Source organism: Polynucleobacter sp. AP-Ainpum-60-G11 (genome assembly GCF_018688375.1).
Classification (GTDB): domain Bacteria; phylum Pseudomonadota; class Gammaproteobacteria; order Burkholderiales; family Burkholderiaceae; genus Polynucleobacter.
Window position 1 is genome coordinate 1,666,421 of the sequence record NZ_CP061318.1, and the last position, 25,012, is coordinate 1,691,432.

Annotated in this window: 26 protein-coding genes, 1 tRNA gene and 2 pseudogenes; 12 read left to right on the forward strand and 17 right to left on the reverse strand. The window is 44.3% G+C overall.

From position 1 onward, the window contains the following. Window positions 1-33 precede the first annotated feature (33 nt). The 3 genes from FD971_RS08600 (at window position 34) to FD971_RS08610 (ending at window position 2,465) form a co-directional block, all read left to right on the forward strand. The gene (locus FD971_RS08600; RefSeq protein WP_215333906.1) at window positions 34-1,017 is read left to right on the forward strand and encodes a site-specific integrase; all 984 of its coding nucleotides are present in this window, start codon (window positions 34-36) and stop codon (window positions 1,015-1,017) included. 203 nt (window positions 1,018-1,220) lie between these two features. Further along, the gene (locus tag FD971_RS08605) at window positions 1,221-1,769 is read left to right on the forward strand and encodes a hypothetical protein (protein WP_215333907.1); all 549 of its coding nucleotides are present in this window, start codon (window positions 1,221-1,223) and stop codon (window positions 1,767-1,769) included. A 276-nt stretch (window positions 1,770-2,045) separates the two neighbouring features. After that, window positions 2,046-2,465: a hypothetical protein gene (locus FD971_RS08610; RefSeq protein ID WP_215333908.1), complete on the forward strand. Its 420-nt coding sequence runs from the start codon at window positions 2,046-2,048 to the stop codon at window positions 2,463-2,465. On the opposite strand, the gene FD971_RS08615 is transcribed toward FD971_RS08610, so the two are convergent. Next, entirely contained in the window at window positions 2,462-2,848 is a 387-nt protein-coding gene (locus FD971_RS08615) for a hypothetical protein (RefSeq protein ID WP_215333909.1), read from the reverse strand. The genes FD971_RS08610 and FD971_RS08615 overlap by 4 nt on opposite strands. 245 nt (window positions 2,849-3,093) lie before the next feature. Here FD971_RS08615 and FD971_RS08620 point away from each other — a divergent pair. Continuing rightward, window positions 3,094-3,198, forward strand: a pseudogene (locus FD971_RS08620) (cyclic pyranopterin monophosphate synthase MoaC); the annotation flags it as partial. Further along, on the forward strand, window positions 3,175-3,564 hold the full coding sequence (locus FD971_RS09955; protein WP_371743079.1) for an HGGxSTG domain-containing protein: 390 nt from the start codon (window positions 3,175-3,177) through the stop codon (window positions 3,562-3,564). The pseudogene FD971_RS08620 and the gene FD971_RS09955, both read left to right, overlap by 24 nt. A gap of 28 nt (window positions 3,565-3,592) precedes the next feature. On the opposite strand, the gene FD971_RS08625 is transcribed toward FD971_RS09955, so the two are convergent. Next, complete coding sequence (locus tag FD971_RS08625; RefSeq protein WP_215333910.1) at window positions 3,593-5,371, reverse strand: tetratricopeptide repeat protein; 1,779 nt, start codon at window positions 5,369-5,371, stop codon at window positions 3,593-3,595. Between the two features lie 311 nt (window positions 5,372-5,682). Here FD971_RS08625 and FD971_RS08630 point away from each other — a divergent pair. After that, a pseudogene (locus FD971_RS08630) lies at window positions 5,683-5,814 on the forward strand (cyclic pyranopterin monophosphate synthase MoaC); the annotation flags it as partial. Window positions 5,815-5,886: 72 nt separating this feature from the next. Here FD971_RS08630 and FD971_RS08635 read toward each other — a convergent pair. The 10 genes from FD971_RS08635 to FD971_RS08680 form a co-directional block, all read right to left on the reverse strand. Further along, window positions 5,887-6,384 carry a pilin gene (locus FD971_RS08635; protein ID WP_215333911.1) on the reverse strand — a complete coding sequence of 166 codons (498 nt, stop codon included), beginning with the start codon at window positions 6,382-6,384 and terminating at the stop codon, window positions 5,887-5,889. Window positions 6,385-6,505: 121 nt separating this feature from the next. After that, the gene (locus tag FD971_RS08640) at window positions 6,506-7,213 is read right to left on the reverse strand and encodes a TerC family protein (RefSeq protein WP_215333912.1); all 708 of its coding nucleotides are present in this window, start codon (window positions 7,211-7,213) and stop codon (window positions 6,506-6,508) included. Between the two features lie 81 nt (window positions 7,214-7,294). Next, complete coding sequence (gene sucD, locus FD971_RS08645) at window positions 7,295-8,188, reverse strand: succinate--CoA ligase subunit alpha (protein ID WP_215302024.1); 894 nt, start codon at window positions 8,186-8,188, stop codon at window positions 7,295-7,297. Window positions 8,189-8,203: 15 nt separating this feature from the next. After that, window positions 8,204-9,373 carry an ADP-forming succinate--CoA ligase subunit beta gene (gene sucC, locus FD971_RS08650; protein WP_215333913.1) on the reverse strand — a complete coding sequence of 390 codons (1,170 nt, stop codon included), beginning with the start codon at window positions 9,371-9,373 and terminating at the stop codon, window positions 8,204-8,206. Between the two features lie 190 nt (window positions 9,374-9,563). Continuing rightward, window positions 9,564-10,100 (reverse strand): recombination regulator RecX, encoded by a 537-nt coding sequence (gene recX / locus FD971_RS08655; protein WP_215333914.1) that lies wholly within the window; start codon window positions 10,098-10,100, stop codon window positions 9,564-9,566. Between the two features lie 7 nt (window positions 10,101-10,107). Further along, a complete protein-coding gene (gene recA, locus FD971_RS08660; protein WP_041485194.1) occupies window positions 10,108-11,190 on the reverse strand; it encodes a recombinase RecA in 1,083 nt (360 codons plus the stop codon). 122 nt (window positions 11,191-11,312) lie between these two features. Then, complete coding sequence (locus FD971_RS08665; RefSeq protein WP_215333915.1) at window positions 11,313-11,849, reverse strand: DUF2878 domain-containing protein; 537 nt, start codon at window positions 11,847-11,849, stop codon at window positions 11,313-11,315. Window positions 11,850-11,914: 65 nt separating this feature from the next. Further along, a tRNA-Met gene (locus FD971_RS08670) sits at window positions 11,915-11,991 on the reverse strand. 70 nt (window positions 11,992-12,061) lie between these two features. Continuing rightward, the gene (locus tag FD971_RS08675; RefSeq protein WP_251368721.1) at window positions 12,062-12,796 is read right to left on the reverse strand and encodes a fumarylacetoacetate hydrolase family protein; all 735 of its coding nucleotides are present in this window, start codon (window positions 12,794-12,796) and stop codon (window positions 12,062-12,064) included. Window positions 12,797-12,979: 183 nt separating this feature from the next. After that, window positions 12,980-13,390 carry a hypothetical protein gene (locus tag FD971_RS08680; RefSeq protein WP_215333917.1) on the reverse strand — a complete coding sequence of 137 codons (411 nt, stop codon included), beginning with the start codon at window positions 13,388-13,390 and terminating at the stop codon, window positions 12,980-12,982. A 46-nt stretch (window positions 13,391-13,436) separates the two neighbouring features. Here FD971_RS08680 and FD971_RS08685 point away from each other — a divergent pair, with 46 nt between their 5' ends. Further along, window positions 13,437-14,048 carry an MOSC domain-containing protein gene (locus tag FD971_RS08685; protein ID WP_215333918.1) on the forward strand — a complete coding sequence of 204 codons (612 nt, stop codon included), beginning with the start codon at window positions 13,437-13,439 and terminating at the stop codon, window positions 14,046-14,048. Between the two features lie 113 nt (window positions 14,049-14,161). On the opposite strand, the gene FD971_RS08690 is transcribed toward FD971_RS08685, so the two are convergent. Next, window positions 14,162-15,832: an MFS transporter gene (locus FD971_RS08690; RefSeq protein WP_215333919.1), complete on the reverse strand. Its 1,671-nt coding sequence runs from the start codon at window positions 15,830-15,832 to the stop codon at window positions 14,162-14,164. A gap of 303 nt (window positions 15,833-16,135) precedes the next feature. On the opposite strand from FD971_RS08690, the gene FD971_RS08695 reads away from it, so the two are divergent. The 4 genes from FD971_RS08695 to FD971_RS08710 are packed head-to-tail and all read left to right on the forward strand — an operon-like array spanning window position 16,136 to window position 20,862. Further along, on the forward strand, window positions 16,136-17,221 hold the full coding sequence (locus FD971_RS08695; RefSeq protein WP_215333920.1) for a TRAP transporter substrate-binding protein: 1,086 nt from the start codon (window positions 16,136-16,138) through the stop codon (window positions 17,219-17,221). Between the two features lie 20 nt (window positions 17,222-17,241). Further along, entirely contained in the window at window positions 17,242-17,784 is a 543-nt protein-coding gene (locus FD971_RS08700; protein ID WP_215333921.1) for a TRAP transporter small permease subunit, read from the forward strand. After that, window positions 17,784-19,226: a TRAP transporter large permease subunit gene (locus FD971_RS08705; protein WP_371743080.1), complete on the forward strand. Its 1,443-nt coding sequence runs from the start codon at window positions 17,784-17,786 to the stop codon at window positions 19,224-19,226. Before FD971_RS08700 ends, FD971_RS08705 begins: the two co-directional genes overlap by 1 nt. Before the next feature lie 37 nt (window positions 19,227-19,263). Beyond that, window positions 19,264-20,862, forward strand: a complete 1,599-nt coding sequence (locus FD971_RS08710) for a gamma-glutamyltransferase family protein (RefSeq protein ID WP_215333923.1) — start codon at window positions 19,264-19,266, stop codon at window positions 20,860-20,862. Here FD971_RS08710 and FD971_RS08715 read toward each other — a convergent pair. Continuing rightward, window positions 20,849-21,478 (reverse strand): trimeric intracellular cation channel family protein, encoded by a 630-nt coding sequence (locus FD971_RS08715; RefSeq protein WP_215333924.1) that lies wholly within the window; start codon window positions 21,476-21,478, stop codon window positions 20,849-20,851. The genes FD971_RS08710 and FD971_RS08715 overlap by 14 nt on opposite strands. Before the next feature lie 83 nt (window positions 21,479-21,561). On the opposite strand from FD971_RS08715, the gene maiA reads away from it, so the two are divergent. Next, window positions 21,562-22,242, forward strand: a complete 681-nt coding sequence (gene maiA, locus FD971_RS08720; protein WP_215333925.1) for a maleylacetoacetate isomerase — start codon at window positions 21,562-21,564, stop codon at window positions 22,240-22,242. On the opposite strand, the gene FD971_RS08725 is transcribed toward maiA, so the two are convergent. The 3 genes from FD971_RS08725 to FD971_RS08735 are packed head-to-tail and all read right to left on the reverse strand — an operon-like array spanning window position 22,213 to window position 24,925. Continuing rightward, the gene (locus FD971_RS08725; protein ID WP_215333926.1) at window positions 22,213-23,142 is read right to left on the reverse strand and encodes an AEC family transporter; all 930 of its coding nucleotides are present in this window, start codon (window positions 23,140-23,142) and stop codon (window positions 22,213-22,215) included. The genes maiA and FD971_RS08725 overlap by 30 nt on opposite strands. Before the next feature lie 20 nt (window positions 23,143-23,162). Further along, window positions 23,163-23,687: a gamma carbonic anhydrase family protein gene (locus FD971_RS08730; RefSeq protein ID WP_215333927.1), complete on the reverse strand. Its 525-nt coding sequence runs from the start codon at window positions 23,685-23,687 to the stop codon at window positions 23,163-23,165. 35 nt (window positions 23,688-23,722) lie between these two features. After that, entirely contained in the window at window positions 23,723-24,925 is a 1,203-nt protein-coding gene (locus FD971_RS08735) for an ammonium transporter (RefSeq protein ID WP_215333928.1), read from the reverse strand. Between the last annotated feature and the right edge of the window lie 87 nt (window positions 24,926-25,012).

The window sequence follows — 25,012 nt, forward strand, 5'->3', positions numbered from 1 at the left end:
TTCTTGCTCGTCCCTTGCTCGAGTGAGGGATGTATGGCAACAATCAGATTGCATGGCAAGAAGTGGCAAGCTAGGGTTTATAAAAAAGGTTATCCAACTGCAATACGCTCATTCTTAGTCCGCAAGGATGCCGAGAAGTGGGCTAGACAAATAGAAGCTGACATGGATAAGGGGAGCTATATCAACAGCATCTTGTCCGAGAAAACTACCTTTGGTGAACTTATAGAGAGATATCTTAGGGAAGTCACGCCACTGATGCGTGGAGCCAAGGCAGACTCGATTCGCCTCAAAGCAATCATGAGAAAGCCGATTGCCAAAGAGAATATGGCAACTCTGACATCAAGCAAGATTGCCAAGTATCGAGATGAGCGATTAACTGAGATTGCACCCAGCACAGTAGTGAGAGAGTTAGCTTACTTTTCATCCATCATTAATCACGCTCGTAGGGAATGGGGAATCAATACACCCAACCCTGTACTCTCAGTAAGAAAACCAACCCAACCCCAGGGAAGAAGTCGTGTGCTCTCATTTGATGAGGAACGACTGCTTCTTCAAGCCTGCGAACCTAAAGCAAATCGAAACATCTACACCCGTCCTTTTGTCATCCTTGCAATTGAAACCGCAATGCGTAGAGGAGAAATATTAAGTCTTCGTTGGGAGAATATTGATTACTCAAAACGTACGGCCTTTCTGCAATTAACCAAGAACGGAGAATCTCGAACCGTACCACTATCTACAAGAGCCATAGAAACTCTACAAGCCCTCCCCATGAGTATTGATGGCCGAGTATTCACTATTAACTTTGCAGCCCTAGAAACCAACTTTAAACGAGCTATAAAGCGAGCAGGGTTACTTGACTTGCGTATACATGACCTACGGCATACAGCGGCCACCCGCCTTTCTGAAAAGCTACCCAACCTACTTGAATTAAGTGCGGTTACAGGACATAAAAATTTATCGATGCTCAAAAGGTATTACCATCCAAATCCACAAGAATTAGCGAAGAAAATTGCTTAAAAATAACACATACATTTCAAAGATTTATGTTCGTCTTTCACAAAAGTATTTTGTAATTTCTTACAAATAAATTTATATATAGATATAAAAATTTAGATAAATATTTATTTAATTTTAAGTATTGTGTTTTGTATTTCAGGTCTGTAGGATGTTAAGTGTAGGTTGAGGCTATCAATACCAATAAACCTTCATGAGGAAAAAATTTGGTCTTATCAGCAATGCAGCGGATAAGTATTTTTTGTTTTCCTTATGGAGATTTTGCAATGAGTTTATTGGTCAGCACAAAACACGATAGACCCGAAGATTGGCGTGGACAACAACAGCTAATTGAATATCTAACCTCGTTAGGTCAACTAACCCATTCAATTACAATTAGCCTAAAGCCAGTCTATCTTCGCTCCCATATCTGGGAAAGATATGAATATGAAAAAGCTGCAATCTATTTCGTAAGAAGGCTTAATAGCCTCTTTTTTGGCAAGAAATTTAATCGTAGGAAAAAAGCTCTTCCTTTAATCACCAGCTTTGAAGCCAAGCGTGACTTTGAAAATCCTCATCTACACATTGCTGTTGGCTGCCCAGAGAGCTCTAGTAACGAAGAATTTGAGAGAGCAATACGAGATGCTCATAGAAAAGTAAGGCTATTTAATCAACAAATACATATACAACCATATCGCTCTTCTGGTTGGATTGGGTATTTGAGTAAAGAAGGGCAAGATTCACTAGTTTTAAGTTGCTGTTATAGCGGTAAGTAGGTTTTCATCCAGGCAGGTGATTACTGAGCAGTAGATAGGTATCCATGTGATTGCCTTGTTTACTCCATTCCCAAACAGAATGTATCAACTATGCCTCCACTCATTACCTTATACATACCTACTTGAGTCTTATCTCCTACCTCTACTAGTGTTATTACTCTGTATGTATGATGCTCTGAGATTATTTGTATAAGTCTTATTTCGGCCGCTTGATACAGTCCAATATACTGAACGATAACTAATTAAAAAATAGAACCATACAGCCAAGGAATGAAGATGAACGCTAAGCTAGTTTTTGCAACTTTATTTTTTACGCTATTTATCACCGCTTGCTCAGATGACAGCACATATCTCAGCTGTCAAATTGAGGGGAAAACCGACTACCTTAATGAAACATTTAGAGAAATTCAATTTATTTCAATAACAAAAGGCCCTGTCAGCGACCTGCTTGAATTTAGTAACCCAGGAAAATTTCCGCCCTCACTAGGGATAACAACGACACCAGAACAATACTTTGGGGCGGCCCATAATTATGGGGAATACAAGAAAATTACTTATGATGAATTCTTTAGGTTAAATATTAATCGAAAAACTGGTGCACTAATAGCTATACAGACTGTTAAGTATGCCGATGGATTTCAAGATGGATTTACCGCTTCTGGCAATTGCGAACGAACTAAGAAGAGACAACTTTAACTCCTATCATATGCCTTGCAGTCGTTTCCTTTATATTCATAGCTTATTACAACTTTATTCTCAATTTTAAAAATTGTTGTGCAAGCATTTGTATATCCAATTGAGGGTGTGCCACCCACTAAAGTCGTATAAGCCTTACCATTGATATAAGTTGTATTGGCTCTGGGTTGCTGACCAGGAATAACGCCTGATTCTGAGCGTGAATAAGTTAAATACCGAATGCCTTCATTCTCATAACTACCCTGAGGGATGCCCCATACTGCGACAAGCTCCTTTTCTGTTTTGCCGATAGTTGTTTTTAGTATCTTTTCGTAGTTAGCTGTAGTGGCACAGCCAACCAATAAAGCAACAAAAGCAAATAAAGAAAATTTTATATTTGTCATGTTTAGATATTAATGACTCACATTTCGAATATTAGATAATCTATCACGATGAAATTTCCTAAAGCGGAAAAATTTAGAAGCAACTAAAGCACTCATTTATTTATATTACTTTCTATGAGTTTCCCCCCCTACCCCCTATAAACCTTATTTCAATTTGACCTTGAACTTTTGCTCGACTCTTGCTCTAATTAAACCTTCTTAACTGGGATAGATGTAAGAAAGTTAAGTTGTAAGTCATTGATTTCACCGCAGTTCAAGTTACCTTACTCACCATCTACGATATGGCGAAAGCGGTTGATAGAGGCATGGTGATGGGCGATATTCACCTGCTAGAGAAGAGTGGCGGGAAGATACGTTGTCGGCGCTGTAAAGCCCAATCATCCAGAACAAAACTACAGTGCTCTAAACCAGCTTTAAAAGGCAAGGCGGCATGTCAATTTCATGGTGGATTGAGTACTGGTCCAAAAAGTAAAGAAGGTAAAGGCCGTATTCGAGCTACACACTTCAAGCATGGTGAAGAAACTGTAGAAGCCAAAGCCGAGCGCAACGCAAAGAGTCTGATGTTCCGATACCTGACAGACATAGGTAACCACTGTGATATGTTCTACAAGCAAATTAAGGCACGGGGCCGACCCCCTTCGGGATATATACAGCTAGACCTAGCAGACCCAGAACAATTAGCTATGGCGGTACTTAAAACACAGTTAGGCAAATAACCAAGCTAAGCGGCAAAGGATGTGCACACTACAAAATCTTAGTACCGCTTAAATCTGATTTCATCTTATCCAATACGCTATTCCAATCACCAATAGAGGTTTGTCTATAGAGCTTCATAGCTGAATACCACGGACTATCGTCTCTATCTAAAAGCCACCTCCAATCTGGCACATAAGGCAGCAGTAATAATGTTTTCTTTCCAAGAGCTCCGCCTAAATGTGCCACGCTTGTATCTACACTAATGACCAAATCTAAGTTATCAATTAATGCAGCGGTATCAAGAAAATCATGTAAATAACTAGCAAAATTTAGAATGTGGGGATTTGAGTCAAGCGTTAATTTATCAATTTCTCGAACTTCTTTTTGTAGGCTCACATATTCAAATTGATTGGGAAGAAATGGAAGAATATCCCTCAATAATATGCTGCGGTTATGGTCATTTTTATGGCGTGGATTTCCACTCCAAACCAAACCAACTCGTGGCTTTAACTTTGAGCCCAGTTTTGCCTTCCAATTGATGATTTTATTGGGGTAGTTATCGAGGTTGATATATCGACTCGGATTCGGAATAGTATCTAGATTGGTTTTACATGCCAACGGAAGGCTTAAGAGTGGGCATTGATAATCAAAGAATGGCAATTCTTCACCCTCAATGACCAATTCTGAAACACCTTCTAAATTCCCCAGCAAACCGGCAAGAGCCTGAGGAGTTTCCAAAATAACTTTTGCACCTAAATCTGAAACTAGTTTTACATATCGACAGAATTGAATAAAATCACCTAACCCCTGCTCCCCATAAATCAAGATTGTTTTACCCGCAAGAGAATCAACCCCAAGCCAAGTCGGCTTGTCAAAAATGCGCTTACCTGCGCTTTCACTAACCTTCTCTGAAACCCATCGGCTCTCATAAAGCGGTAAGCCGCTCTCAAAACAACCCTGCAAGAGTAGTGTGAGGCTTTTATTCCAAGAAGCCTCGTGATAATTAGGATTCAGGCTAAGCGCCTTATCGTAGTGGTCTATAGCTTCATCAAAGCGCTTAAGTTCATTTAATACATTACCCTTATTGGACCAGGCCTCTGCATAGTCAGGTTTTAGGCTCAGCGCCTTATCGTAGTGAGCAATTGCCTCTTCATAATGCTTGAGTTTGTTTAATACATTGCCCTTATTGGACCAAGCTTCGGCAAATTCAGGGGCGAGATTTAATGCATTATCATAGTGAGTAATTGCATCTTTATAGCGTTTTAATTCATACAAGCTCATCCCTTTATTGGACCAAGCTCCAGCAAATTCAGGGTCGAGGCTTAACGCTTTATCGAAGTGAGCAATAGCATCGTCATAACATCTAAGTTCATTTAATATATCGCCCTTATTGGACCAAGCTCCAGCAAATTCAGGGTCGAGGCTTAACGCTTTATCGTAGTGAGCAATAGCATCATCATAACGCTTTAGGCACTGGAGTGACTTACCACAACCAAGCCAAACCTTATGATTATTGGGGGATAAAAAAATCGCTTTTTCGTGATACTTTAATGAATCTGAATGCCTTCCAATCGCCTGTAGTGCTTTAGCACAATTAATATTTACTTCTAAATCATCAGGTTTAATTTTTAGAGCTCTTAATGAATAATTAAAAGCTTCCTGGTGATTATTTTCAATTCCACAAATAAATCCCATTGCATGTAAAGCATCAAAATTTTTTGGCTGTATCTTTAGAATATACTCAAAAAGGGGTTTAGCTCGGCCAAAGTTTGCCTTCTGAGTGTATGTAAAAGCTTGTTGAATAATTGATTGTAGTTGGGTGCTCATGCCACTATTCTATAGGTAAAGATTAGTCTATAAAGTAATAAAAAATAGCTGGTCGGCTGTGCAAAATAAGGTGAAGAGTCTACCTATATGGGACCCTTTTTAAAAAATGGAGGAGTGGGTATGGTGGGGTCAATTTCTAGAGAATCGACCGAGGCACTCCCGCTTTATCTAGTATGCGCATGGATTCGGTCTTGCACGACTCTTGTGCTATTCTTTTTTGTGGCCTAACACTGTCCTTATTGGCCTAACTTTTAACCCGATGGGTTTAGGTTTAGTTGTTTTAGTTTTTCTTAGTTCGTTGTTTTTACTGGGCTCTCACCGCAGTTCAGGTTGCCTTACTCACAATCTACGATATGGCGAAAGCGGTTGATAGAGGTATGGTGATGGGCGATGTCCACCTGCTAGAGAAGAGTGGCGGCAAAAGTGGGGAATGGAAGGCATAACAACTAACACTCGACATGCACGTCATTAAGCCACCCAAGGGTGGCTTAATTTGTTTTGAGGCTAGAAATTCTTTATTTAGTAATGCGGCACTCTGAAGGGAGCAACTGAGGCAAGAGATTGGTTTCGGTAGAGCGGCAAGACCAACCGCCGGCCCAAGTTGATCCCTCTGGCTTGGATAAATCAATTGCTTTAGGGACATTCGCATCCGGGTCGTTCGTTGGGATGAGGTGTAGTGTGTTTTTATTTTCTGGTGCAACGTTATTCTGAAAATCGATAGCAATAGCACCAGAGGGTGTAATTTCAATTAACTTCACGCTTCGAGTAGGCACAAAAGTAAATGAACCATGGGTTGCCTCATCCATTGCTACTGTACCTCTGCTTGCAAAGGCTTCTGTCACCGCAAGCTTTGCACTTGAGGAGAGGTTCATACCCTCTACGATGCGACTGCGGGCGATGTAATCTTGGTATTGTGGAACCGCCACGGCAACCAAAATGCCAATGATGGCAACAACTACCATCACTTCAATTAAGGTGAATCCAGACTCTTGATGCTGATCTTGCTTGGGCATTATTTTTGACTCCTAAGGTTAAATACCTCATCATCCAGTCTATACCCAACGTACTCAAGACGCCCAAATGTAAGAAAAGCCGGCTTTAAAGGCCGGCTTTTCTGATTAACGCGGAAGAAAATTAGTGAGCTTCTTTAGCTTCATTTTTTTTCTTTAAATAACTACCAACCAAAATCACGATCACAATACCAACCACTTCAAAGGCCAGCTTTGCATCGCCTAGCGCAGCTTGAATGCTATCTTTAATTGCAGGGTCATCAACCAACATGCCACCGGCTAAGAAGCCTAAAAGGCCTGCACCAATAGTGATGATGATTGGGAAACGCTCCATTACTTTGAGCAACATTGCGCTACCAAAAATAATCAGCGGAATAGACATTGCCAAACCAATGATCAGGAGCAAGAGACGAGTTTCTTCTGGGCCTTTTTGAGCTGCTGCTGCAACTGCTAAAACGTTATCTAGGCTCATCACCAAGTCGGCAATCAAGATTGTGCGAATGGCTGCCCAAATACTAGTCTTTGCCTCCATGTGCTCTTCGCCGCCGCTATCAGACAAAAGCTGAATACCGATATAAAGCAAGAGTAAGCCGCCAATGAGTTTTAAGTATGGCAAGGTTAATAAAGCAACTGCGGTGATCGTAAGTACAACACGCAAGATGATGGCTGCAGCGCTACCCCAAAAAATGGCTTTCTTTTGTTGGGCAGGCGGTAAATTGCGTGATGCTAAGGCAATCACAACGGCGTTGTCACCAGATAACAAAATATTGGCAACGATGATTGAGAGTAATGCCGCCCAAAAAGCTGCATCTGAAAATGCTGAAAAATCCATAATGTCTCCGTACTTTTATATTTTAGTTTTAACTACAAGGTGCTACAAAAAGCATGCCGACGAATCGGCATGCTTTTTTGATTACAACATGGCTTTGAGCAAAGCAGCCATTTCTGAAGGATTTCTTGTTACTTTAAAGCCACACTCTTCCATAACCGCGAGTTTGGCATCAGCTGTATCTGCACCACCAGAAATCAATGCGCCAGCGTGACCCATACGTTTTCCAGGAGGCGCTGTAACACCAGCGATAAAGCCAACAACCGGCTTCTTCATGTTGGCTTTACACCAGCGAGCAGCTTCAGCTTCATCCGGACCACCGATTTCGCCGATCATGATGACTGCATCAGTTTCGGGATCTTCGTTGAACATGCGCATCACATCAATATGCTTCAAGCCATTGATTGGATCACCACCAATACCGACTGCAGTGGACTGACCTAGGCCAATTGCTGTCAATTGACCAACAGCTTCATAAGTCAAAGTACCAGAACGGCTAACTACACCGATACGGCCTTTCTTATGAATATGGCCAGGCATGATGCCGATTTTGATTTCGTCTGGAGTAATAATTCCAGGACAATTTGGGCCAAGCAACAAAGTCTTTTTGCCACCAGCAGCTTCTTTCGCATGCATTTTGTTCCGCACTTCCAACATATCCTTAACCGGAATGCCTTCAGTAATACAGATCACAAAATCGAGGTCAGCCTCTACAGCTTCCCAGATTGCAGCTGCTGCTCCAGGAGGCGGAACATAAATAACTGAAGTGGTTGCACCAGTTTGCTGAGCTGCTTCTTTAACAGTTCCGTAAATTGGAATATTAAAAATAGACTCGCCCGCTTTTTTAGGATTTACACCGGCTACAAAACAGTTTTTACCGTTTGCGTATTCTTGGCACTTCTCAGTGTGGAATTGCCCAGTCTTACCAGTAATACCTTGAGTAATTACTTTAGTATTTTTATTTACCAAAATAGACATATTGAAGTTCCTTGATTATTTGTTTTTCGCAACAGCAGCAACTACCTTAGTAGCAGCTTCTGCCATTGAATCGGCGCTAATGATTGGTAAACCAGAGTCTGCAAGAATCTTCTTGCCCAACTCCTCATTGGTACCCTTCATGCGAACAACCAAAGGTACAGTCAAGTTCACCGCTTTACAAGCTGTCACTACGCCATCAGCAATCACGTCACAACGCATAATGCCGCCGAAAATATTGACCAAAATGGCTTCAACGCTCTTGTTCTTGAGCATGATCTTGAATGCTTCTGTTACTTTCTCTGCAGTTGCGCCACCGCCAACGTCCAAGAAGTTTGCTGGCTCGCCACCAAATAACTTAATGGTATCCATTGTGGCCATTGCTAAGCCGGCACCGTTCACTAAACAACCGATATTACCGTCGAGTGAAATGTAAGCCAAGTCAAATTTAGAAGCCTCGATTTCAGCTGCATCTTCTTCATCGATATCGCGATAAGCCACGATTTCTGGATGACGATACAAGGCATTTGGATCGAAATTGAATTTAGCGTCAAGCGCCTTAATCTTGCCGTTACCCTCAAGAATCAATGGGTTGATCTCAACTAATGAAGCATCAGTTTCCCAATAGGTCTTGTACAAATTCTTGAACACATCGCCTGCCATTGGAATTGAGGCATCTGGAACCCCAATACCTTTTGCAATGATCTGGCAATCAGCATCTGTCAAACCAATCAATGGATCAACAAATACTTTAATAATTTTTTCTGGGTGAGATTCTGCAACCTCTTCAATGTCCATACCACCTTCGCTTGAGGCCATGATCACATTCTTTTGTGTGCCACGGTCGGTAACGATACTGAAGTAGTACTCTTTTTTAATGTCAGCGCCGTCTTCAATCAAGAGACGATTTACTTTTTGACCTTCTGGGCCAGTCTGGTGAGTCTTTAACTGCATGCCCAAAATTTCAGAAGCATACTTTTTTACTTCATCCATGCTGCGCGCTAATTTCACGCCGCCGCCTTTACCGCGACCACCAGCATGAATCTGAGCTTTCACAACCCATACTGGGCCGCCTAGCTTTTCGGCAGCTTTAATTGCCTCATCAACACTAAATGCAGGGATGCCATTTGGAACTGGCACATTAAATTGGCGTAGTAATTCTTTGCCTTGGTACTCGTGAATTTTCATTATTACTCCCGAAACGGTATCTTTTTTAGCAAGCGATGAGGATTAGTAAAACCAGCTTTACCTTAATCACCTATTTACTATATGGACAACCTAAAGGAGTTCATTTAAATAAATGGGAGCGGTTTGGGCCGACTCCATAAGTCTATCATGCTGCAATGCGGCAACATAGCGTATTTACTCCGTAATTGCCCTAGTCAGGACGCCCGGCAACTACCTTGGAGACCACATCTGAGCTGAAGCCCTTTGAGGCCAGAAAACGATACTGTCGCGCCCGCTCTTTTTGTTCTATTGCTAATGCACCAAACTTACGCAACCACAGCTCATGGGCTCGCTGATACTCAGTCTCTTTGAGACCTCTGAGCAGATCTGCGGTCTTCGAGCTATCTACCCCAGCCTGAGCAAGCTCATCCTGTATTTTTCGGGTGCCAAAACGCTCGCTACGGCGCCGAACAAGAGCTTCTGCGAATCGCTGGTCAGAAAGCCAGCCACGAGCCTCAAAATCATCTAAAACGGCTTCAATTTGAGTGCTTAAAGGAATTGCTGGCACAAGATCCTCAGAATCTTCCTCTAGGGGCTTGAGCTTCAGCATCCTTGCTGCTGACTCTTCGAGTTTTGCTGCTAAGCCCTTACGACTGTACTCTCGCATCGATAAAAGGCGCAAAGCCCGAGCTTTAAGGCTCGGGCTTTGTTTTTTACTTTTCTTAATGGTGCTACCTAATTCTGACATTGAAGAATTACGCTTCCTCTTCTTCGCTCAGAACGTCGCTCACTACCGCTGTGCCAGCTTTCACACCCAACTTTGCGCGAATCTTGGATTCAATATCTTGGGCAATGGCTGGATTTTCTTTTAAGAACTCACGCACATTGTCTTTTCCTTGACCAATGCGATCGCCGTTATAGGCATACCAAGAGCCTGACTTTTCAACGATATCGGCCTCAACACCCATATCGATAATTTCACCCTCACGAGAGATTCCAGCGCCGTACATGATGTCAAAGATAGCTTCACGGAATGGCGGCGATACTTTATTTTTCACTACTTTCACACGGGTCTCGTTACCAACTACTTCGTCACCCTTTTTGATACTGCCGATGCGACGGATATCTAAACGCATGGAGGCGTAGAACTTCAGTGCATTACCACCAGTAGTAGTTTCAGGAGAGCCAAACATCACACCAATCTTCATGCGGATCTGGTTAATAAAGATGACGGTTGTATTAGTACGCTTAATCGCGCCAGTCAACTTACGTAAGGCTTGGCTCATCAAACGAGCTTGTAAACCCGGCAGTGAATCACCCATATCGCCCTCAATTTCAGCCCTTGGAACCAAGGCCGCTACGGAGTCAATAACGATTAAGTCGATAGAGCCAGAGCGCACTAAAGCATCAGCAATTTCTAAAGCTTGCTCGCCAGTATCTGGTTGAGAGATCAGCAAATTATTAACATCCACACCTAAGCGTGAGGCGTACTGAACATCTAAGGCATGCTCGGCATCGATAAAAGCGCAAGTACCGCCAATTTTTTGCATCTCTGCAATCGCATGCAAAGTCAGCGTTGTTTTCCCTGAAGATTCTGGGCCGTAAATCTCGATCACGCGCCCACGTGCCAAACCGCCTACTCCAAGTGCAATATCTAAACCCAGTGAACCACTTGAAACTACCTGAATATCTTGATGAATCTCTGCATCGCCCAATCTCATGATTGAGCCCTTACCAAATTGCTTCTCAATTTGCGCCAAGGCTGCAGTCAACGCCTTTTGCTTGTCTCCACTCATGCCGTCAAATTCTGATGAGGCTGATTTTTTCTTATCATCCAAGGCCATTTTTTAATTCCTTTTCGCTATGTATTGGGCTATTTCCCGAAGTTTTCGTGCTTTTCAACAACTCAGAAGTTACTGTATATAAAAACAGTAGTATTTGCAAGCAACTTTTTAGGAAGTTACAACGGATTTTTTAATGGGTCAGATCCCACAGTAGGCCGATCCCAGTAAAAAAAGAGGGGAATAGCTATACCCCAGGCCAAGCCAAGCAGGATCAGCCCACCGATTTGACCATTCGCACCCCATGCCCCAGCCCCCATCCTGACCCCTGCCTCATAGGACATCGGCCCGGCTATTGCGCCCAGGACCGCACCCAAAATGGGTCTATCCCGCAACCAGGCTAAGGAGCTATTAACAGTGCTGGCAACTAAGGCCCAAAGCGTCCACATCCATACCGGTGATAGATAGGCACTGGGCCAAGAGTTCTCAAAGCTTAAAAAGCCCAAATTAGCAATCAGGGTATCAACCGCCGCCCCAAATAATCCAGCCTTAGCAAGGAGCTTTAACTCTGAGATTGGTCGAGGTGAATGCCAGATATGAATAGCAATGTAGAGCAAGGTAGCCACTACGGGCCAAAAGACTTGCTGGTTTGCTGCCCCAATCACACAGGCAAACCAACCAGCTTGGAAAAACACGAAATTCCAAAATTTAGCCATCGATTAAACCCAAGCGACATTGCCTAAGAAAAAGGCCACTGCCGGTGGGCAATGGCCTCTTGATATGGTGGCGAATCAGGGATTTGAACCCCGGACCTGCGGATTATGATTCCGTCGCTCTAACCAGCTGAGCTAATTCGCCGAAGGTCAGATTTTAGCTTATTTGCTCAAAATGCTCAATTTATCCGCTTTGACCCTATAAGCCGAGACCTTTAAACGATCTTGATGCTTAAATCCGGCAAATTATCAATACTGCAGCGAATGACATCACCACGAACAACTGCTCCAACATTCTCTGGCGTACCAGAGTAGATGATGTCTCCGGGGAACAGTTCATTTGCCTCCGATAGTTTGGCAATTTGCTCCGCTACCGACCAAATCATTTGATCTAAATTTGCCTTCTGCTTCACTATTCCGTTGACTGAAAGTGAAATTGATCCCTTGGTAAAGTGCCCAACCTGGCCAACCCGAAAGATGGGTCCAATAGGAGCGGAATGATCAAAGGACTTCCCAATTTCCCAAGGCTTTTTCTGATCACCCATAAAGCGCTGCAAATCACGACGTGTCATATCCAAGCCCAGGGCATAGCCAAATACATGCTCCAGCGCTTTTTCAACCGGAATATTTTTTCCACCTTTATTGAGGGCTGCCACTAGCTCAACCTCATAGTGATAGTTTTTAGTCAGCGATGGATATGCATGATCCACAAGCTTATTCGGGGCAATAAACTGAATTGCATCTGTCGGCTTTTGAAAAAAGAATGGTGGCTCACGAGTGGGGTCAGAACCCATCTCGCGTGCATGAGCCGCATAGTTTCTGCCAATACAGTAAATGCGTCGCACAGGGAATTCAGCATCACTACCGGCAATTGGTATAAAGGTTTGCGCAACAACAAAAGGAGTTTTAATTGAATCATCTGATTTATGGGCCTGAGCACCAGCAACCATTCCCACCGAAGAGAGGGATGCAACCCCTAGCTTGATCGCATTACGTCGACTGAGAATATCGTTATTTTGATTAGACATATTTCACTCCTCTTAAGAATATAAGTCATCGTATTCTCATTAGAAAATATGTGCATCAGGAAAACCCGATAATCACCCCAAGCAACTGATGAGGTAAATCATTACTTACTTAATCTGAAAGATATTCACAGCCTCATCCCGGTTATAGCGCACAAAAACTTCGATTTTCTTGGCCAGAAAGAGCCTTTTCAGAACTTCATCCTTATTTTCAAAAATGATGGCTGTCTGCTCCGGAAAGCGGGAGAATGGGTCGCTCATCACCTCAATAGACTGCCCATCCACCTTAATTAGGCGAATGGTGCGTTTATACAGGCGGTCAGGCTGAATAAAGATCAAGCGCTTTACATACTTATCGAGAACCAGCTTTTGCCCCAGCTCATTGGTCTTGTAGTAATAGACCAACTCATCCTTGCCATTAGTGGTGACGTCGCGCTCCTCATCCCACTTAGCGGATGCGCTGGCGCTGGCGAGTGCACAAAAAATTGCTACCGCCACTAATCTATAAAGATGCATCATTCACTTTCTTAGTTCGATTATTTCATCTTATCAGCCATCTGGACTTATGCGACTTCTCTCAATCTCAGCCGGCAAAGTCATGCCACTCTTTGGATCTCATCACCCAAATTATTCAAGAGTAGCCTCCGCCATTAATAAACAATCCATGAGCAATCTTGCTTCTCCTGCTCCAGTTGAAATTACTAGGCTTGGAGTTGCAGGCGATGAACAAGCAGATCTGTCGGTGCATGGCGGGATTGAGAAAGCTATTTACGTCTACCCCATTGAGCATTACGCCTTTTGGAATGATCTACTCTCTCGTGAAACTAAGAAGCCTGTTGACTTAGCGCTGGGAGCTTTCGGGGAAAACTTTACGATTGAAGGCTTAGTGGAAACTGAAATATTCATTGGGGATCAAATGCAAATTGGTGGTCTTCAATTTACCGTGGTCAAACTTCGCGAGCCCTGCTTTAAATTCAATGCCAAGATGGGCTACAAAGGCGCGGCCAAAGCCATGTTGCAATCGGGCTTTAGTGGGTGGTACCTACGAGTGAATCAAACCGGGACGCTTGCAGCAGGAGCTGCAATCCAAGTTCTCCCTGGCCAAAGACTGACCTCGGTCGCAGACCAGAATCAAGCGCTCTTTAATCGGGGAGAGCAAAAAAATCTTTGGGATTAAGTTAGGGGCTAACTTAGGGACCGGCTTAGGAACTAAGCAAGAAACTAACTTAAGAAATAAAAAACCCGACCACATAGTGGTCGGGTTTAGTTTTTGAAGCAGACTAGTAAAGCTTAGTCTTTAGCGTAGATATCTACGTCTTTAGTTTCTTTTACAAACAGTACACCGATTACCAATGTCATCGCAGCGATGATGATTGGGTACCAGAGACCATAGTAAATGTTACCGTTTTGCGCTACCAAGGCGAAGGAGATCGTTGGCAACAAGCCACCAAACCAACCGTTACCAATGTGGTATGGCAAGGACATAGATGTGTAACGAATGCGAGTTGGGAACATCTCAACTAACATCGCAGCGATTGGGCCATAGACCATGGTTACCAAGATCACCAAGTACACCAACAAGAGCAATACAGCAACATAGTTAATGTCAGCTGGGTTTGCTTTAGCTGGGTAACCAGCAGCATTCAATGCATCACGAATTGCTTTCTTGAACTCAGCATCTTTAGCTTTTGCATCAGCAGGAGCCAAACCTTTTGCAGAGTAACCAGTGATTTCTGTATCACCAATCTTGACAACAGCTACGCCGCCAGCAGGGCCAGCAACAGTGCTATAGCTAGCAGAGTTAGATGCCATCACTTGTTTTGCGATATCGCAAGAACTTGTGAACTTAGCTGTACCTGTTGGGTTGAACTGGAACGTACATTCATTCACATCAGCAGTAATCGTAGCGGGTGCAGTGGCCATTGCATTTTCTAACGCTGGGTTAGCAAAGTGGGTCAAAGCATTAAATACGGAAACTGGTGTATTTGGAATGTATGTAATTACAGCCAATAACAAGCCACCCATGATGATGACCTTACGGCCAATCTTGTCTGACAAGCTACCGAATACAACGAAGAATGGTGTGCCGATTACCAATGAAGCAGCAATCAACAAGTTCGCAGTCTTAGCATCTACCTTCAATACTTGTGTGAGGTAGAACAAAGCGTAGAACTGACCTGTGTACCAAACCACTGCTTGACCTGCAACCAGACCAAACAATGCCAAGATAACAATCTTCAAGTTCTTCCATTGACCAAATGACTCTGTCAAAGGAGCTTTAGACAATTTACCTTCATCTTTCATCTTCTTGAAGGCGGGGGATTCGTTCATCGATAAACGGATGTAAACGGAAACACCTAACAAGGCGATAGATACGATGAATGGAACGCGCCAGCCCCAAACGTCAAAGTCTGCACCAGTTAATTCACGTGTGAACAAAATCACTAACAAGGATAAGAACAAGCCAAGTGTGGCTGTTGTCTGAATCCAAGCTGTGTATGCACCACGACGTCCGTGAGGAGCGTGCTCAGCAACGTAAGTTGCAGCACCACCGTACTCACCACCCAAAGCCAAACCTTGAAGCATACGTAATGCGATCAAGATCACAGGAGCGGCAACACCGATAGTGGCGTAGTTAGGCAGAATACCAACGATAAACGTAGCACCACCCATGATGAGGATCGTCACCAAGAAGGTGTATTTACGACCAATCAAATCGCCTAAGCGACCGAATACCAGAGCGCCGAATGGGCGAACGATAAAACCGGCAGCAAACGCAAGCAATGCAAAAATGAAGGCTGAGCCTGCATCTAAGCCAGAGAAGAACTGCTTGGCGATAACGGCAGCCAATGAACCGTAAAGATAAAAGTCATACCACTCAAAAACCGTACCTAAAGAGGAAGCAAAAATAACTTTGCGTTCTTCAGCGGTCATTGGGGCTGCTTTAGTTGATGTTGACATCAGTAGCTCCTAACTATTTTTATTGAAATAAAAAACAACGGGTCGATTATGCTTTGAAAAAATTCAAAGAAATCCACTAGTTAGGGTAATTCCCCATCAAATCGAATCGGGGTTTTCCCGATAAATGTGGATTTGTTGCAACGCATTCGTTGCATTCTCATGAAACGCACTTGCACCAAGATATTGCAAGCAGCCCAATTCAGGTGCAACTGAAATAAAACACCTCCTTGTATCCCGATTTAATAGCGTTTGCAGTCCGTACCCGGTAGTGCACTAAAAATAATTAATTAAGGAGCAATACAAATGAAAAGACGTGACTTTTTAAGTAAAACCGCATTAGGCGCAGCTGCTGGCGTACTAGCAGCTCCGGCCATCGCTCAATCCATGCCTGAAGTGAAGTGGCGCTGCGCTTCTAGCTTCCCAAAAAGCCTAGACACAATTTATGGTGGTGGCGAATATATTTCTAAGCGCGTCGCAGCGCTGACCGATGGCAAGTTTCAAATTCGTATTTTTGGGGCAGGTGAGATTGTTCCAGCATTTGGTACTGTTGATGCCGTTCAACAAGGCACTGTAGAGTGCACTCACACTGCCGGCTATTACTTCGTTGGTAAAAATAAAACGTTTGCGTTTGACACTACCGTTCCCTTCGGAATGAACCAACGCCAGCAAAATGCTTGGATGTACTGGGGTGGTGGCTTGAAGCTACAACGTGAGTTCTTACGCGACTACAACATTGTCTCCTTCCCAGCAGGTAATACTGGTACACAAATGGGCGGCTGGTTTAAAAAACCTGTCAAAACAGTAGCTGACCTCAAAGGTCTGAAAATGCGTATTGCGGGCTTAGGCGGCGAGGTGATGTCACGTCTAGGCGCCATCCCTCAGCAAATTGCTGGTGGTGATATTTATCCCGCACTAGAAAAAGGTGTGATTGATGCCGCCGAGTGGGTTGGTCCTTATGACGATGAAAAACTAGGCTTTTACAAGATCGCGCCTTACTACTACTACCCAGGATGGTGGGAAGCGTGCTCCATGTATTCCATGTACGTCAATATTAAGGAATGGGAGAAGTTGCCGAAGCAATATCAAGAGGCTTTCACTTCAGCCTGTGCGGAATGCAATATCGACATGATGGCCGAGTACGACTACAAGAATCCAATTGCGCTCCAAAGCTTAATCAAGAATGGCGTAAAGCTCCAATCCTATTCAACAGAAATCATGAAAGCAGCCTCCAATGCTGCGTTCGAGATGTATGAAGAAGAGGCAGCCAAAAACCCATCGTTCAAGAAAATTTATGAGCCATGGAAGAAATTCCGCAACGACCAGATGCTTTGGAACAAGGTTGCAGAACAGACTCTGATGAGCTTCATGTTAACTAACCCAGTCAAATAAGAAATCACCGATAAGTTGATATGCCAAAACAATTATTACTTTTCTCAAGTTTCGTTGATCGCCTGAATGACCGTTTTGGTGTATTAGCGAGTTGGTTGGTATTGATAGCTGTACTGGTCAGCACTGCAAATGCGCTGATCCGGTACGGCTTCAATATCAGTTCGAATGGCTGGTTAGAAGCGCAGTGGTATTTATTCGCCGGGATGGTGATGTTTGGTGCCGCCACTACGTTTCGACTAAATGAACATGTTCGGGTAGACGTGCTTTATGCACTCTATCCAAACAGGGTTCGTCTGTGGTTAGATTTCTGGGGGGGTATTATTTTCTTCCTGCCGGTGACCATCATCATTGGCTACTACTCCTGGGAATTTTTCATCACCTCCATTATTCAAAATGAAACCTCAAGCAATCCTGGCGGCCTCATTCGCTGGCCAGTTAGAGGCGCTATTACTCTAGGCTTCTTCTTGCTGACCCTTCAGGGTCTCTCTGAAATTATCAAGCGATACGCAGCCATCATCGGCGTAATCAAAATCGATCCTAAGTACGAAAGACCTTTGCAATGATTAGTCATGATCTGATGGCCCCCATTATGTTTGGGGGTTTAGTTGTATTTTTATTGATTGGATATCCAGCAGCCTTTTCACTTGGCGCAGTTGGCTTATTCTTTTCTTTCATCGGCATTGAGATGGGCATGTTTCAGCCCACTTTTTTGCAGGCGCTACCGGATAGAGTCTTTGGTATTCTTTCGAATGACCTTTTACTATCTATTCCCTTCTTCACCTTCATGGGGGCCATTCTTGAAAAGTGCGGCTTAGCCGAAGACATGCTTGAGGGCTTAGGTCAATTATTTGGTCCTATTCGAGGTGGACTTGCCTATGCGGTAATTATTGTTGGCGCAATTTTAGGCGCCATTACTGGTACCGTGGCAGCTTCTGTCATTGCCATGGGCTTGATCTCCTTGCCAGTGATGTTGCGTTACGGATACAACCCACGAGTGGCAACTGGCGTTATTGCAGCTTCTGGCACGATCACTCAGCTGATTCCTCCTTCGCTAGTACTGATCGTACTTGCTGATCAATTAGGTAAATCTGTTGGCGACATGTATGCCGGTGCTATTGGACCATCCATTATCCAAGTGACACTCTTTTGCTTGTTTATCTTCTTCTTATCTATCTTTAGACCGCAGGATGTACCGGCTCTACCACCAGAGGCTCGCCCGAAAATTGACTGGAAGTTATTCAAGAAAATTCTGTGGGGAATCGTCCCTTCAATTGCACTGATCTTCTTGGTTCTCGGAACAATTCTGATGGGTCTTGCTACACCTACTGAAGGTGGCGCAATGGGCTCAGTTGGCGCTTTAATTCTGGCGGCAATGAATAAGCGTTTACAAAAGGCATTGGTCTGGGAAGCGATGACTTCTACCATGCGCATTAATGCCATGGTGATCTTCATCCTCATTGGCTCGACCGTTTTTGGCCTAGCATTTAGAGGTGTAGATGGTGATCTATGGATTGAGAACTTACTGTCCGGCCTCCCAGGCGGTCAAGTTGGCTTCTTAATCGCAGTGAATTTGTTTGTATTTTTCCTAGCCTTCTTCTTGGATTATTTTGAGATCGCCTTCATCATTATTCCTTTGCTGGCCCCAGTTGCTGAAAAACTTGGGATTGATCTCATTTGGTTCGGCGTGTTACTCGGCGCAAATATGCAAACTTCGTTCATGCATCCACCATTCGGATTTGCATTGTTCTACTTGCGTGGTGTGGCACCAAAATCTCTCAAGAGTTCTGACATTTACTATGGGGCACTACCTTGGGTTGGTTTACAACTCATCCTGGTTGCCATCATTATCTTTATCCCAGAAACTGTGACTTATTTTGTCGATAAGCCTGCAGCTGTCTTTGATGCTAATGGCCCATCTGTTGATCCATTAGCTGGTGTAGAGCAAAATGAGATCACAATGGACTCAAGCGCAGATATTGAACGTCAGCTTAGAGAAAATAAATAAGATTCATATTGAGACAGTAGTCAAAGGGGTTTGAGTAATGCAACAAAAATGGGGAATTCGAGGGATGGCGGTAGCGCCACACTCACTAGCATCTGAGTCAGCGCTTGCGGTACTGCATGAAGGTGGGAATGCACTAGAAGCAATGGTTGCTGCAGCTGCAACTATTGCCGTTGTTTACCCTCACATGAACTCGATTGGCGGCGACTCTTTTTGGGTGGTTCATTCCCCGGGCAAAACCATGGGCGGAATTGATGCCTGTGGCGCAGCGGCTGGCTTAGCAACTAAACAGTGGTATGCCGAGCGCGGAATCACTAAGACTATTCCATTTCGAGGTGCCATTGCCGCTAATACGGTTGCAGGCACCATTTCCGGCTGGGGCGCCGCGCAAAAGCTTTCAAAACAAGGTTTAGGTGGAAAGCTCCCGCTCTCTCGCTTGCTGGCAGATGCCATTCACTACGCAGAAGCTGGTGTTCCGGTCACTTTTAGCCAATCAAGCTTGACTGAAAAAAAGAGGCCTGAATTAAGCTCCATCCCTGGATTTGCTGAAACATTTTTAGTGAATGGCAAAGCGCCCGAAGTAGGCAGCATCTTCAAACAAGAACGTCTTGCTAAAACCTTGCGTCAAATTTCTCGCAAAGGAACCGAAGATTACTACCGTGGTGATTTAGCTGAATTACTTGCCAAGGAGCTTACCGATATTGGTAGCCCTCTCAGGTTGTCGGATTTGCATCGCCATCAAGCCAAACTCATTGACCCGCTTGAACTCAAACACAGCATGGGGAATGTCTACAATATGACGCCGCCAACCCAAGGCGTTGTGTCTTTGATGATCATCGGCATATTAGATCAACTTAATCTCAAGCGCTTTAAGGTTGATAGTTCTGAGTATGTTCATCACTGTGTTGAAGCTACCAAACAAGCTTTCAAGGTACGAGATCAATTTGTTACTGATCCAGCGTACATGACAAAAAATGCACAGTCTTTCTTATCGCCCACCTTCCTAAAGAAGCTGGCAAAAAATATTGATCCTGAAAAAGCTTTACCTTGGGGTCAAGGTAAAGGACCTGCAGATACGATTTGGATGGGTGTGGTTGATGGCAATGGCAATTGCGTCTCATTCATTCAAAGTATTTATCACGAGTTTGGTGCCGGCATCGTGCTACCCAAGTCTGGCGTGAACTGGCAGAACCGAGGATGCAGCTTCTCGCTGGACCCCAAAACACTCAATCACCTCGAACCCTATCGCAAACCATTTCATACATTGAATCCAGCCATGGCTTTATTTAAGGATGGGCGATCAATGGTGTACGGCACCATGGGTGGCGATGGCCAACCCCAAACTCAGTGCGCCGTCTTTACTCGTACAGCGACATATGGACTTGATCCACAAGATGCGATTAGCCGCCCGCGTTGGTTACTTGGCAGAACCTGGGGGCAAACTAGCGATAGCTTGAAGTTAGAGTCGCGCTTCAGCCCATGGGTTGCCAAAGAACTGCATGCCCTTGGGCACGAAATTGAAATGCTCGATGCCTTTGATGAAACCGTTGGTCACGCAGGCTGCATTATTCGGGATCCATCTGGAACCTTACACGGCGGCTGGGATCCCCGCAGTGATGGTGCTGTTAGCGCGTTTTAGTAATAAATAATTTGGGTACGCGCAGATCCCAGTAAATGGCAGCTGCGCGTAGTCCAAAAATAGCGAGCATACAAATTACTGATCCCTCGAGCGTGAACTCAGGAAAGAAATTCAGAATCAGAATGTACAAGAGGCAACCCAGCGTTACAGGGATTGCATAAAGCTCGTGCGACATGAGTAGTGTTTTTCTGCCAGCCAAGATGTCACGCAAGAGACCGCCGCCAATAGCAGTCACTACCCCAAGAATCACTGGGGCAACAGGTAAACCAAATCCTAAATTCCAAGCCTTATCTGCACCCTGAATGCCAAACAAGGCTGCACCAAGTCCATCGATATAAAGCATCCAGCGATAGATCTGAGGTTGCGTAAAAAAAGATTCGGCCACAAAGGTGACAATGCATGCACCCAATGCCACCCAAATATAAATCTGGGCAATCGACCAGAAAGCGGGCACCTCCAAAATAATGTCCCTCAGCGTTCCACCACCAATAGAGGTGATCACCCCTAAAACCAGAACACCAAAAAGATCAACCCCTCGATCGGCGATAGCCAGAACACCTGTCACCGCAAAAGCAATCGTGGCAATAATGCCAATCCAGAAATTAATTTGATCCATGGCATCTAGTCTAAATCACCGACACCAGCCAAACAATGAAGTCCTCAATATACTGGGGGTAATGCCATCAAGGAATCTCTTACATGAAAACTCAGCTTTATAGCTTTTGGCGTAGCTCAGCAGCTTTTCGGGTGCGCATTGCCCTGAACTTAAAAGGCATGGGGTACGAGGTGATTCCAGTCAATATTGTTAAAAGTGGAGGCGCTCAAACTGCTGGCGAATATGCCAACAAAAACCCCAATCGCTTAGTACCCCTTTATACCGATGGTAATCATACGATTCATCAATCTCTTGCCATCATTGAATACCTTGATGAAATTCAAGAAAATCCTCCCCTGCTACCACGGAGTGCAATTGATAGAGCATGGGCGCGTTCATTAGCAATGGATATTGCGATTGATGTTCACCCACTTGGCAATATCAGGGTATTGCGCTACCTCATGAAAAATTTAGGCGTGAGCGCAGAAGCAAAAGATGCCTGGGGTCAACATTGGATGACCTTGGGACTAGAGAGTCTAGAAAAGCAATTAAGCTCAGACTCGAGAGTTGGCCGCTTTGCTTACGGCGATCAGCCCAGCTTGATTGATATTTGTTTGGTGCCACAAATCTTTAATGCGCTCAGCGCAAAAATGGATATGAAAACCTATCCAACGCTAATGAAGATCTTCAATGAGTGTATGAAGTTACCGGCATTTATTTACGCCTCTTGGGAAAATCAAATAGATGCCGAGGGATCAAACCCCCTTACTCCACCACAAGAATAAAGACAGTGTTAGCAAAGATCCCACTGTCGTTAAGAGCACCACTCGAGAAATAATTCTGCCATCTGCGCTGTAATACTGAGCCAACATAAATGGCCCTGTACCAGTAGGAAGAGCGGCCAAAATGACAACAGCATTTACCCACAAAGTAGGCAAATCTAAGATTGGGCTAGCGATTAACCAAGCTACTAGAGGCTGAATAATCAGCTTTGCAAAACCAATACCCCAGGCTTGTTGAGGCGCTGAATTTTCTTTCTGCATCAAAAACAAGCCAATAGAAACTAAGGCGCAAGGCGTTGCAGCTGCAGCTAAGAAAGAGATCACTTGCGCTAATGGGTCATACAAAATCAAGTCAGTAGATGACCATACCAAACCCGCAACTGGCGCAATCAATAATGGATTTGTGCACAGAGACTTCAATACATTCCAGACAATTTCATGAGATTTTTTGTGGGACTGCACACCGACTTCGATGAGGACAGTTGCTATGGCAAACATCACAAAAACAATAAAGGTCGCAATGATTGCTGGCGCCAAACCATCTTGACCAAGCGCTAAAACACAGAGTGGGATGCCCATATATCCCGTATTGGAGTAAGACGCACTCAAACCTGAAAAACTAGCAGCAGCTAAGTCTCGATTACGGGTCCAAGTAACTACCAACACCAAAATAAACACTAGTAAGCAACTCAGAAAGAAAGCAGTAATGAAGCCAGGCTGCCAAAGTGTTTGCCAACTACTACTGGATGCGAAATTAAATAATTGTGCGGGCAAGGCCAGCCAAACGACAAAGCGATTTAATTCAATGGATGCGCTTTCACCCAACTTACCGGTTCTGCCACAAATGTAGCCAATCAGAATCAGCGCAAATACTGGGAAGACAACATTGAAAACGTAGAACAATTTAAATGTGCTTTTCTAGATCAAGCAATTTTCTTCAGGGTCTTCTGGTATCGCTGTGCGTTTTTGACGTAACGCCCTGCAATATCTTCAATACCCGCTATCTGCTCTGGGGTTAGCGTCTTCACTGCCTTGGCCGGAGAACCTAAAATCATCGAGCCATCAGGAAATTCTTTACCTTCCGTGACTAGTGCGCCAGCGCCCACCAAGCAGTTCTTACCAATTTTGGCGCCATTCAAAATCACGGCACCAATACCGATCAAGCTACCATCACCGACATGACAACCATGGAGCATCACTTGATGCCCAACGGTAACTTGCTTGCCAATGATGAGAGGGTAGCCAGGGTCAGTATGCAAAATCGATGCATCTTGCACATTGCTACCCTCGCCAATTTGAATGAGATCGTTGTCACCACGGATAACCACCTTAGGCCACACGCTTGTATTGCGATGGAGCTCGACCCTACCGATCACTTCTGCGCTCTCAGCAACCCAAGCTCCCTCATCTAAGCGGGGAGTATTTCCATCTAGTTCAAATATAGCCATGACTCATTATAGGTAATGGCTATATTGAAGCGGATCTACCAGTTAGGCTCGCGATCAGGAGTAGAAGAAATCCGGTGAATACTCAAATCAGCACCCTCAAACTCTTCCTCTTGTGACATCCGGATGCCTAAAACAGCCTTAAGCAATCCGTAGACCACAAAACCACTAATCAGAGCAATCGCCACCCCTAGGCCGCTACCAATCAGCTGCCCCAGGAAAGTTACGCCCCCAATACCACCCAGCGCTTTTGCTCCAAAGATGCCCGCAGCTAAACCACCCCATAAACCGCATAGGCCATGCAGCGGCCAGACACCCAAAACATCATCAATCTTCCAGCGGTTTTGTACTAAGGTAAACATGTAGACAAAAAGAGCGCCCGCAATTAATCCGACCACTAAAGCGCCCATGGGATGCATTAAGTCTGAGCCCGCACAAACTGCTACCAAGCCAGCTAAAGGACCGTTGTAGGTAAAGCCCGGATCATTGCGACCAATAACCCATGCAGCCAAAGTGCCACCCACCATTGCCATCAAAGAATTCATGGCAACTAAGCCGCTGACCTTATCAATCGTCTGCGCACTCATGACGTTAAATCCAAACCAACCTACCGCCAAAATCCAAGCGCCAAGTGCCAAGAACGGAATGCTTGAAGGAGGATGTGCTGCAACGTTGCCATCTTTGGTGTAACGACCGCGACGCGCACCTAAAAGCATAACTGCCGGCAAAGCAATCCAACCACCGACTGCGTGCACAACGATAGAGCCTGCAAAATCATGAAACTCTTCACCAGTCAGCGACTTAATCCATGCCTGAATGCCGTAATGCTGATTCCAAGCAATACCTTCAAAGAAGGGATAAATGAAACCCACCAAAACAAAAGTGGCGATGAGCTGCGGATTAAACTTAGCTCGCTCAGCAATGCCACCTGAAATAATGGCAGGAATAGCAGCAGCAAAAGTAAGCAAGAAAAAGAATTTAACTAATTCATAGCCATTCTTTTCAGCCAAGAGTTCTGCGCCTGAGAAAAAGTCCACTCCGTAGGCAATGCTGTAGCCAATAAAGAAATAGGCAATAGTTGAGACAGCAAAGTCGACCAAGATTTTTACTAAGGCATTGACTTGGTTCTTTTTACGAACGGTACCCAGCTCGAGAAAAGCAAACCCTGCATGCATGGCCAGAACCATGATGGCGCCGAGCAAGATAAACAAGACATCACTGCCTGATTTCAAATTTTCCACTGAAATAACCCCCCATGTTTTTTGCATCATTATGGGGAATATAAAGACCGAATTTGGGCATCAATGCACTTATTTAGTGCAATTTAA

Bases quoted from the DNA above. Each gene is read 5' to 3' on its own strand.
- FD971_RS08600 (WP_215333906.1), top strand. From the start codon at position 34: ATGGCAACAATCAGATTGCATGGCAAGAAGTGGCAAGCTAGGGTTTAT.
- FD971_RS08610 (WP_215333908.1), top strand. From the start codon at position 2,046: ATGAACGCTAAGCTAGTTTTTGCAACTTTATTTTTTACGCTATTTATC.
- FD971_RS08615 (WP_215333909.1), bottom strand. From the start codon at position 2,848: ATGACAAATATAAAATTTTCTTTATTTGCTTTTGTTGCTTTATTGGTT.
- FD971_RS08625 (WP_215333910.1), bottom strand. From the start codon at position 5,371: ATGAGCACCCAACTACAATCAATTATTCAACAAGCTTTTACATACACT.
- FD971_RS08635 (WP_215333911.1), bottom strand. From the start codon at position 6,384: ATGCCCAAGCAAGATCAGCATCAAGAGTCTGGATTCACCTTAATTGAA.
- FD971_RS08640 (WP_215333912.1), bottom strand. From the start codon at position 7,213: ATGGATTTTTCAGCATTTTCAGATGCAGCTTTTTGGGCGGCATTACTC.
- sucD (WP_215302024.1), bottom strand. From the start codon at position 8,188: ATGTCTATTTTGGTAAATAAAAATACTAAAGTAATTACTCAAGGTATT.
- sucC (WP_215333913.1), bottom strand. From the start codon at position 9,373: ATGAAAATTCACGAGTACCAAGGCAAAGAATTACTACGCCAATTTAAT.
- recX (WP_215333914.1), bottom strand. From the start codon at position 10,100: ATGTCAGAATTAGGTAGCACCATTAAGAAAAGTAAAAAACAAAGCCCG.
- FD971_RS08665 (WP_215333915.1), bottom strand. From the start codon at position 11,849: ATGGCTAAATTTTGGAATTTCGTGTTTTTCCAAGCTGGTTGGTTTGCC.
- FD971_RS08675 (WP_251368721.1), bottom strand. From the start codon at position 12,796: ATGGTTGCTGGTGCTCAGGCCCATAAATCAGATGATTCAATTAAAACT.
- FD971_RS08680 (WP_215333917.1), bottom strand. From the start codon at position 13,390: ATGATGCATCTTTATAGATTAGTGGCGGTAGCAATTTTTTGTGCACTC.
- FD971_RS08685 (WP_215333918.1), top strand. From the start codon at position 13,437: ATGCGACTTCTCTCAATCTCAGCCGGCAAAGTCATGCCACTCTTTGGA.
- FD971_RS08690 (WP_215333919.1), bottom strand. From the start codon at position 15,832: ATGTCAACATCAACTAAAGCAGCCCCAATGACCGCTGAAGAACGCAAA.
- FD971_RS08695 (WP_215333920.1), top strand. From the start codon at position 16,136: ATGAAAAGACGTGACTTTTTAAGTAAAACCGCATTAGGCGCAGCTGCT.
- FD971_RS08700 (WP_215333921.1), top strand. From the start codon at position 17,242: ATGCCAAAACAATTATTACTTTTCTCAAGTTTCGTTGATCGCCTGAAT.
- FD971_RS08710 (WP_215333923.1), top strand. From the start codon at position 19,264: ATGCAACAAAAATGGGGAATTCGAGGGATGGCGGTAGCGCCACACTCA.
- FD971_RS08715 (WP_215333924.1), bottom strand. From the start codon at position 21,478: ATGGATCAAATTAATTTCTGGATTGGCATTATTGCCACGATTGCTTTT.
- maiA (WP_215333925.1), top strand. From the start codon at position 21,562: ATGAAAACTCAGCTTTATAGCTTTTGGCGTAGCTCAGCAGCTTTTCGG.
- FD971_RS08730 (WP_215333927.1), bottom strand. From the start codon at position 23,687: ATGGCTATATTTGAACTAGATGGAAATACTCCCCGCTTAGATGAGGGA.